At 39.6% G+C, this 9,317-nt stretch carries 12 protein-coding genes; 2 read left to right on the top strand and 10 right to left on the bottom strand.

What is annotated here, in order from left to right; all coding sequences use genetic code 11:
- From ADM33_RS11930 to ADM33_RS09110, 10 genes are all read right to left on the bottom strand, one after another.
- Positions 1-132, bottom strand: a 132-nt coding sequence (locus ADM33_RS11930) for a YSIRK-type signal peptide-containing protein (protein WP_152906836.1), incomplete at its 3' end; no start/stop codon positions are given.
- Positions 133-449: 317 nt separating this feature from the next.
- Entirely contained in the window at positions 450-1,052 is a 603-nt protein-coding gene (locus ADM33_RS09150) for a lysozyme family protein (protein WP_049504691.1), read from the bottom strand.
- Positions 1,052-2,026 (bottom strand): nucleoid-associated protein, encoded by a 975-nt coding sequence (locus ADM33_RS09145; RefSeq protein WP_049504689.1) that lies wholly within the window; start codon positions 2,024-2,026, stop codon positions 1,052-1,054. The genes ADM33_RS09150 and ADM33_RS09145 overlap by 1 nt, the downstream gene beginning before the upstream one ends.
- Before the next feature lie 7 nt (positions 2,027-2,033).
- Entirely contained in the window at positions 2,034-3,290 is a 1,257-nt protein-coding gene (gene glyA / locus ADM33_RS09140) for a serine hydroxymethyltransferase (protein WP_049504688.1), read from the bottom strand.
- 66 nt (positions 3,291-3,356) lie between these two features.
- Entirely contained in the window at positions 3,357-3,788 is a 432-nt protein-coding gene (locus tag ADM33_RS09135; protein ID WP_049504685.1) for a GNAT family N-acetyltransferase, read from the bottom strand.
- Position 3,789: 1 nt separating this feature from the next.
- Positions 3,790-4,392, bottom strand: a complete 603-nt coding sequence (locus tag ADM33_RS09130) for an L-threonylcarbamoyladenylate synthase (protein ID WP_049504684.1) — start codon at positions 4,390-4,392, stop codon at positions 3,790-3,792.
- A complete protein-coding gene (gene prmC, locus ADM33_RS09125) occupies positions 4,376-5,212 on the bottom strand; it encodes a peptide chain release factor N(5)-glutamine methyltransferase (protein WP_049504683.1) in 837 nt (278 codons plus the stop codon). The genes ADM33_RS09130 and prmC overlap by 17 nt, the downstream gene beginning before the upstream one ends.
- Positions 5,212-6,291: a peptide chain release factor 1 gene (prfA, locus tag ADM33_RS09120; RefSeq protein WP_001028815.1), complete on the bottom strand. Its 1,080-nt coding sequence runs from the start codon at positions 6,289-6,291 to the stop codon at positions 5,212-5,214. Before prfA ends, prmC begins: the two co-directional genes overlap by 1 nt.
- Before the next feature lie 9 nt (positions 6,292-6,300).
- A complete protein-coding gene (locus ADM33_RS09115) occupies positions 6,301-6,780 on the bottom strand; it encodes a GNAT family N-acetyltransferase (protein WP_049504681.1) in 480 nt (159 codons plus the stop codon).
- A complete protein-coding gene (locus ADM33_RS09110; protein ID WP_049504679.1) occupies positions 6,770-7,369 on the bottom strand; it encodes a thymidine kinase in 600 nt (199 codons plus the stop codon). The genes ADM33_RS09115 and ADM33_RS09110 overlap by 11 nt, the downstream gene beginning before the upstream one ends.
- Before the next feature lie 123 nt (positions 7,370-7,492).
- Between ADM33_RS09110 and ADM33_RS09105 the strand changes: the two genes are divergently transcribed.
- A complete protein-coding gene (locus ADM33_RS09105; RefSeq protein ID WP_001117401.1) occupies positions 7,493-7,675 on the top strand; it encodes a 4-oxalocrotonate tautomerase in 183 nt (60 codons plus the stop codon).
- Positions 7,676-7,797: 122 nt separating this feature from the next.
- Positions 7,798-9,171 carry a tRNA uridine-5-carboxymethylaminomethyl(34) synthesis GTPase MnmE gene (gene mnmE / locus ADM33_RS09100; RefSeq protein ID WP_049504677.1) on the top strand — a complete coding sequence of 458 codons (1,374 nt, stop codon included), beginning with the start codon at positions 7,798-7,800 and terminating at the stop codon, positions 9,169-9,171.
- Positions 9,172-9,317 lie beyond the last annotated feature (146 nt).

Raw genomic sequence — 9,317 nt, 5'->3', positions numbered from 1 at the left:
TGAAACATTTGTCTCATCAGCGCTAGCGACTTGCCCACTCAAAAAGAAGGCAGTTCCCAATAACACAGAAGCCAAGCCAAAACTATACTTCCGCAAGGAAAAACGTTGCCGTTCATTAAAATGAAATTTCATTATTATTTTCCCAATCTTATTTATTAATTATAGTATATCACTATTATAATATTTTTCAAGTTTTTCTCATTATTTTCATCTTTAATATTCGTATTTTTTCTATATAATCTCTTTTTCAGTCTGAAATCATGTGAATTTTTAACAAAAATACTTAACGTTAGAGAATTTATGTATCTTCGAAGTTATTAAATTATTATTATGGTATCGGAATTCGGTTTCAGATGATTTTTTTATCGGAAATTCAATTTATAACCAAAAAAAGACTTAGTTGCATTTAACTAAATCTTTTCACTTTTACTACTAGTATTATTTACGATTTAAAATAAATTAAAAAGTTTAATGATATAGAGATTCAACCTTACCTGCCTCGAATAATAGTAATTCCCCCCATCAACGTAAAGTTCTGCCCCACTAAAGAGTGAAATAGGATTAAGGTAAGTGTAGGTTTCTCCAGTTGTATTTCCTAAAATTGGAGCAACTGTTTCTCGTGAGTATTGTTTGGCTAGGGCAAGTGTATTCTCTTTCCCGTTTTGAGCGATAAAATCGATATAAGCTGGACCAAAGTTATAAGCCTGTACAGCAGTCCAAACATCTACTCCTTTTTCTTGCGCTAAATAAAGATTTTCAGTCAAGGTTTGAATTCCCTGACGAATACTACTCCTATTGTCAGAGATCGTATTTGTAGTACCGCTGGCAGACTCACTAGACTGCATCACGTCACTTTCTTTACCTTTGGTTTCGGTATAAATCATGGCCAAGACTAGTTCTTCATTTGCCGGCGTATCTTGCTCACTTAAAACTTCTCGTACCAAGGATTGATAAGTCATAACCTGCTTAACATCCTGATACATATGAAAAAGTTTATAGCCAGTAAATAAGATAAGAACAAGTAGCAAGACCCTTCTTATAAATTTAAACATTATTTGCTTTGTATATCCTCGATGTTTTTGATTAAGATAGAGTAGGTACCATTGTCATTTTGGATAAATTCGACCGACTCTGCATCTTGGTAAATATTATTGGGTACAATTAATTCAATCCCATTTGATAGGGAAAGTTTTTGGTTTTCAAATTTCTTTAATTGGCGACTTGCATCGATTTCATCAAACTGAACTGGCTCTGGCACTGCTTCCTTGACTTGGTCAATAAAGCTAAGACGTGCAGTGAGATTGTTGTCAAAAAGGTCATTTGCCAATTTTTCAGGAGATAATTCATTACTTTCTTCAAGGTTGTTGAAAATAGCAGACTTGATCTTGGATTGAAACTGGAAATCGTCTGTGTTGAAGGTTTCTGCAATTCTCTGAGCCGTTTTTTCAAGTTCCTTGATTGACTTCTTAGGTGAAATCTTTGGCTGAGCTTGGATCAGATTCTCAGAAAAATAGTTCAAAAAAGTCCCGTTGTACTTGATTCTTTTTTCAATCAGGTGATATTTTCGACTCTGAAGATTGACCACCAAGGCCTCATCTGCACCTGTTCCAAATCCTGGTAGATTGTTTTGAGTTAGCTTGATTGGATTGTCAACTTCTCCACCCAGATGGGTCAAGGTTTCTCGCAGGGCAATTCGCAAGAAAGCGAAATGCTCTACTCCTTCTTTGGAAAATTGCACAAAAATCAAGTCATTGGTCTTGAGATTTTCAGAAATGCTAAACTCCTCTTTCCAGAGATTTGCTAGAATCACCGATGTCTCCAATAAATCGTCTGTAATGTGATTGAAGAAGGGATTTTCTTCTTCGAAAATCCCAGTCTTGGCTTCATCTGAATACACACGTTCAATTTTCTTGCGCAGGTATTCTTCGATTTTTGGAGTGATATTGAGAAATTTATCCGCTAGAAACAACTCCGTGTCATCTGGGCTGAACTGATGGATAATGGCTTTCTTAATATAAATGTCCATAAAAATTTTAGTCCTCGTATAATGGGAAGGCATCTGTCAAGGCTTTGACTTCGCTTCTCACTTCTTCTAAAACAGCCTCATTTTCTGCATTTTTAAGGGTTTTAATGATAAGTTCAGCCACTTTATGGCTCTCTGCTTCACCAAAACCACGTGCAGTTGTTGCCGCTGCACCGATACGAATACCACTTGTCTTAAATGGTGACAGTGTTTCGTAAGGGATTGAGTTTTTATTTAGGGTAATATTGACCTCATCTAGCAAGTCTTGAGCAACTTTTCCGTTTTCTACAACCTTAGTTACATCAACTAGAAAGAGGTGATTTTCAGTACCACCAGAGATAATACGGAAATCAGGGTCTTGCAAGAAGACTTCTGCCATAGCCTTGCTGTTCTTAATAACATTTGCTGCATATTCCTTGAAGGCTGGGTCCAATACCTCTTTAAAGGCAACAGCCTTAGCAGCAACAACGTGCTCTAATGGCCCACCTTGTATACCTGGAAAAATAGCAGAATTAATCTTCTTTGCGATGTCTTCGTCATTAGTCAAAATCAAACCACCACGTGGTCCGCGAAGAGTTTTATGTGTCGTTGTTGTTGTAATATGTGCATAAGGCACTGGACTTGGATGAAGACCAGCTGCCACCAAACCAGCAATATGAGCCATATCGACCATGAGTTTTGCACCGACAGCATCTGCGATTTCACGGAATTTTGAAAAATCAATAATTTGAGAGTAGGCTGAAGCTCCTGCTACTATTAATTTTGGTTTTACTTCTTGTGCTTGTTTTAAGATAGCATCAAAGTCCAATAGTTCGGTATCAGGATCAACGCTATAAGAAACAAAATTGTAGGTCTGACCTGAGAAGCTAACAGGAGCTCCGTGAGTCAAGTGCCCACCTGCTGCCAAATCCATCCCCATGACCGTATCACCTGGCTCAATCAAGGCCATGTAAGCTGCACAGTTGGCTTGACTTCCTGAGTGAGGTTGGACATTGGCAAACTTTGCCCCGAAGATTTCTTTTGCACGTTCAATAGCTAGAGTTTCGACGACATCTACCACATCAGTCCCACCGTAATAACGACGTCCTGGGTAACCTTCGGCGTATTTATTGGTCAAGATAGACCCTTGAGCTGCCATTACAGCCTTAGAAACGACGTTTTCAGAGGCAATTAACTCGATGTTGTTTTGTTGGCGTTCCTCTTCTTTGGCAATGGCATTCCAAAGATCTGTATCATATGCTTTAAAATCATCTTTGTCAAAAATCATAGGTCTTCTCCTTTATAGTGTGACAGGTCTTTAGTTTGTTTTTACAACAAGAATATAAAATCCAAACTAAAAAATGCGAATAAACCGTTTCTGCGTCTTATCGCAGGTATAACCAACTTTTTCATAGAAAGCATGCGCACCTAAACGATGGTCTGCAGAATTTAAGCGAATAAAGTTATAGCCTCGTTTTTTTGCTTCATGTTCCAAGCCTTGGAGTAAAGTTTTTCCGATACCCTGACCCTGTGTTTGAGGCAAAACAGCTAAAGCTAGGATATTAAAACCTGGTTTTGAATAAAGAGATTCATAAACCTCGGCATGAACATACCCAAGTAAGTCATGGCTGGTCGGTTCCTCAAACCCCAGTAGAAAGTGATGGGGGTCTTGAGATAACTTAGCTAGTTGACTAGACGTTTCCTCTAAACTAAACGAATAACCTAAAGCTTCTTTGTTAATCTCACAAATAGCTGCAACATCTGTTGTTTTCAAATCACGTAGCATATCATACCTCCTCAAAAGGAATGGCTGGTATCTTGGCAAGGATATCTTCTCGAGTAATCGCTCCTTGGCGTAGAATCTTTACCTTGTCGCCAGATAAGTCTAAAATAGTCGAATCCTGACCCGTTAAAAAATCATCGTCTTCTAGTCCCAAGACCACTTGGTCAAAGTTTTGAAGAATTTTGTGAAAATCTACTCCACTTGATTGACCTGAAATATTGGCAGAAGGTCCGATTAAGGGGCCAAACTCACGAATCAACTCCAGGGTTACAGGATGACTCGGCATGCGAAATCCAACTGTCGTCAAATTTGAATTGACCCAATAAGGAACCTTGTCATTAGCTTCTAAGATAATGGTCAAAGGGCCTGGCAAAAAACTTTCAACCAGTTTATTGAGATAAGGTGGCTGATTCTTAGAAAAGTTCAAGATATCGTCTAGACTAGCGACATTCAGATTAAGCGCCTTATCTCTAGGACGACATTTAAGCTGATAAACATGGTCAACAGCCTTTTTATCCAATGCTTTTGCAAAAAGTCCATAAACTGTCTCCGTTGGCAAAACAACAGCTCCACCATTTTCAAGCTCGTGCTTAATTTTCTCCATCATCAATGACAACCATCCTATCTTGGCCAAATTGGTCTTTCAGAGTTCGAACTCGCTTCTCGGGAAAATTTTTCTTGAAAAGAGCTGGAACGCTTTGTCCTTGTTTGTAGCCAATTTCAAGATAAATCTTACCACCATCATTTAGATAGTCCTTTGATTCTTCCGCGATTCTGCGATAGATCGCTAGACCATCCTCATCTGCAAAGAGGGCTAAATGTGGCTCTGAATGGAGAACATTCAAACCAACTTCTGCCTCATCTACTCGAGATATATAAGGTGGATTGGATACAATTATATCATATTTTGAAGAAATTTCGGAGAAACAGTTAGATTTAATAAAGGATAATGTTAGACCTTGATTGTTAGCGTTTTCCATCGCCAAATCCAAAGCATCCTGAGAAATATCGGCAGCTGTGATTGTCCAATCTGGTCTATTTTTAGCTAAAGCAAGAGCGATAGCACCACTCCCAGTTCCAATATCCAGAACTTTGAGATTTTCCTTCGGATTCTCATCCAGGATGAGCTCCACCAACTCTTCTGTCTCTGGACGGGGAATCAAGACCCGCTCATCTACTTTTAACTGCATACCAAAGAATTCAGCATGACCAACAATATACTGGGCGGGTATATGATTTGCCAATTTTATATAATTATCCTCTACAAACTTTCTTTCTTCCTCTGTTACTTCTTGCTGAAGGGCAAAGACAAAGTCTGTAAAAGATAGATTTTTCAGGCTACGATAGACAAAGGAGAGGCTTTCTGCTTCCTCTCCTTGTGCTATCAACTTTTCCTCAAAATCTTTAAACATTTGAGCTAATTTCATTATTTGTTTAATTCTTCCAATTTTTGCGTTTGATCATAAAGAACCAAGGCATCCACAACTTCATCTAGTTTACCAGACAAAATAGTATCAAGTTTTTGAAGGGTTAAGCCGATACGGTGGTCGGTAACACGGTTTTGTGGGAAGTTATAAGTACGGATACGTTCTGAACGGTCACCAGTACCGATAGTAGACTTACGCTCTGCGTCCTGCTCATCTTGGGCAATCTGAGCAAAGTGGTCAGCAACACGCGCACGAATAATCTTCATAGCCTTCTCACGGTTTTTCTGCTGGGTACGTTCTTCCTGCATCTCAACCTTGATATTGGTTGGCAAGTGAACAATACGAACAGCAGTCGCAACCTTGTTGACGTTCTGTCCACCAGCACCAGAAGCGTGGTAGATATCCACACGAAGGTCTTTTGGATCAATATCGTACTCTACTTCTTCCACTTCAGGCATAACGAGAACTGTCGCTGTAGAGGTATGAACACGCCCTTGGCTTTCTGTCACAGGGACACGTTGAACACGATGGGCACCTGACTCATACTTAAGCTTAGAGTATACAGACTGACCTGATACCATAGCAACAACTTCCTTGAAACCACCGACACCGTTCATAGAAGCCTCCATGACTTCAAAGCGCCAGCCTTGGGCTTCAGCGTACTTTTGGTACATGGTTAGCAAATCGCCAGCAAAGAGGGCAGCTTCATCACCACCAGCTGCTCCTCGGATTTCAAGGATGATGTTCTTGTCATCGTTTGGATCTTTAGGAAGGAGCAAGATTTTCAATTTTTCTTCGTACTCTTCTTTTTCAGCCTTAGCATCTTTCAATTCTTGTTTGGCCATTTCTTCCAAGTCAGCATCTCCGCCTGATTCTTTAATCATTTCCTCAGCGTCGACAATATTTTGAAGGACTTGTTTGTATTCGCGGTAGGCAGTTACGGTATCACGAGTAGAAGCTTCCTCTTTTGAAAGCTCCATGAAACGCTTGGTATCAGAGACCACATCAGGGTCGCTGAGCAATTCTCCCAACTCTTCATAACGGTCTTCTACAGCTTGTAGTTGATCATAGATGTTCATTTTTTCTCCTTATTTCTCAATTGTTAAATCGTATATGGCTACTACTTCGTTCTCAAATATTTCCCCAGTTTCTTTAAATCCATAACTGAGGTAACAAGATATTGCATGTTCATTTTCTGGTTCATAAGACAACCAAAGTTTATTGGCTAAACCTGCTGGCTCTGTTCGAACATAGTCTAGCACCTTATCCATAATTGGTTTAAAATACCCTTGATCTTGAAAATGCTTATCAATCATGAAACGAAATAGTAAATAATTTCCATTACTAATCCCGATTTTTTTATCATAAGCTAACATCACAAAACCTATGATTGCATCATTATCATAAACTGCCAATGGAGCTACAAAATCTCCATTTTTTGTGTAGACATATGCTTCAGCTAAACTAATTGCGTTGGTAGCAATAAATTGTTTTTGATATTCCTTAACATCCAAATGCAGAACATCAAAATAATTTTCCATTGTAACATCTCTTAGTTCAATTGTCATAGTCTTGTTCCTTTTTAGATGTTATCAGTGGGGCAAAATAATGTTTACGGCAAACCGAAATATAGGTTTCATTGCCACCTATCTGGATCTGCTCACCATCATAGACTGGCAGACCATTCTGCGTACGCAACACCATAGTCGCTTTTTTCTTGCAATACTGGCAAATGGTCTTGATTTCGTCAATCTTATCTGCTAAGAGCAGAAGATATTTTGAACCTTCGAATAGTTCGTTACGAAAATCATTTTTTAAACCAAATGCCATGACAGGTATGTCTAACTCATCCACAACACGAGCTAGGTCGTAAACATGGTGACGCTTTAAAAATTGGGCTTCATCGACAAGTACACAGTAAGGCATTTCAGGTAAATCTCGGATAAATCCAAAGATATCCGTTGTTTCCTCAATAGCAACTGCTGGTCTTTTCATCCCAATTCGACTTGAAACATAGCCAACACCGTCACGCGTATCCAGAGCCGAAGTCATTATCACAACTCCCTTTCCTTGCTCCTCATAGTTATAGGCTACCTTGAGAATCTCAATCGTTTTTCCTGAGTTCATAGTCCCATAACGATAATACAACTGTGCCATGCTTCTATTTCACGTCCATTTCTAAATTTTTGCTACATTCTAGTATACCATATTTTCTCAAAGCTTTAAACGGCAAATTGTGGTAAAATAGAAGAAATCAAATAACTAGTGGAGGACGCAATTATGCCATTTGTACGCATCGATTTATTTGAAGGACGCACGCTAGAGCAAAAGAAAGCCCTAGCCAAGGAAGTTACGGAAGCTGTTGTTCGCAACACTGGTGCACCTCAATCTGCTGTTCATGTCATTATCAACGATATGCCTGAAGGAACCTATTTCCCACAAGGCGAAATGCGCACTAAGTAAAGCTTAAGCAATCTGCTTAGGCTTTTCTTTATAAGTAACATTCATTGAAGAAAATACTAAAATTTGTTACAATTTGAAGAGATATTAGTCTATACAAACAAATAAACTATAAAGGAATTGAAATGATTACACGGGAATTTGATACCATTGCAGCCATCTCGACACCGCTTGGTGAAGGTGCTATTGGGATAGTCCGCCTAAGCGGAACGGATAGTTTTGCCATTGCGCAGAAAATCTTTAAAGGCAAGGACTTGAGCAAGGTTGCTAGCCACACTCTTAACTACGGCCACATTGTTGACCCTCAAACTGGTAAGGTCATGGACGAGGTTATGATTGGGGCTATGAAATCTCCAAAGACCTTCACTCGTGAAGACATTATCGAGATTAACACCCACGGAGGGATTGCCGTGACTAATGAAATTCTCCAACTGGCTATCCGTGAAGGTGCACGTATGGCAGAGCCTGGAGAGTTTACTAAACGTGCCTTCCTTAACGGTCGTGTAGACTTGACTCAGGCCGAGGCTGTGATGGATATCATCCGCGCCAAGACTGATAAGGCTATGAATATAGCGGTCAAACAATTAGATGGTTCTCTTTCTGACTTGATTAATAATACTCGTCAGGAAATCCTCAATACACTAGCACAAGTAGAGGTTAATATCGACTATCCTGAATACGACGATGTTGAAGAAGCCACTACTGCTGTTGTCCGTGAGAAAACTTTGGAGTTTGAGCAACTCTTAACTAATCTCCTTAAAACAGCCCGTCGTGGGAAAATCCTTCGTGAAGGGATTTCAACGGCTATCATTGGTCGTCCAAACGTTGGGAAGTCTAGCCTTCTTAATAACCTCCTGCGCGAAGATAAAGCCATTGTAACTGATATTGCAGGAACTACTCGAGATGTCATCGAAGAATACGTCAACATCAATGGTGTACCACTTAAGTTGATTGATACTGCGGGTATCCGTGAAACAGATGATATCGTGGAACAAATCGGTGTTGAGCGTTCCAAAAAAGCCCTCAAGGAAGCTGACTTGGTTCTACTGGTGCTCAATGCCAGTGAACCACTAACAGCACAAGACAGACAACTCCTAGAAATCAGTCAAGATACCAACCGTATCATCCTACTTAACAAAACTGACCTACCTGAGGCTATTGAAACTACTGAACTTCCTGAAGATGTCATCCGTATTTCGGCCCTCAAAAATCAAAACATTGATAAGATTGAAGATCGCATCAATAATCTCTTCTTTGAAAACGCAGGCTTGGTCGAACAAGATGCTACCTATCTATCCAACGCCCGTCATATTTCATTAATCGAAAAGGCTGTTGAAAGCTTACAAGCTGTAAACGAAGGCCTCGAGCTGGGGATGCCAGTTGATTTGCTTCAAGTTGATTTGACACGTACTTGGGAAATCCTCGGAGAAATCACTGGTGATGCTGCTCCAGATGAACTCATTACACAGTTGTTCAGCCAATTTTGTCTGGGTAAATAAGAAAAACTAGGTCAAAAAAATGCTAGTCACCTAAAAAGAGGTTGGGACAAAAAGATCCCGACCTCACTTTTTATTATCAATCATAATTTGACGCGGTAGCTGATTGAACTTTTTGTTCGTCTTTTAGACTCCAAAAAGCTCCTAAT

The organism is Streptococcus oralis (assembly GCF_001075875.1).
GTDB lineage: Bacteria > Bacillota > Bacilli > Lactobacillales > Streptococcaceae > Streptococcus > Streptococcus oralis_I.
The sequence above is the reverse complement of the archived record's forward strand: the minus strand, read 5'-3'. Positions and strand labels throughout refer to the sequence as shown.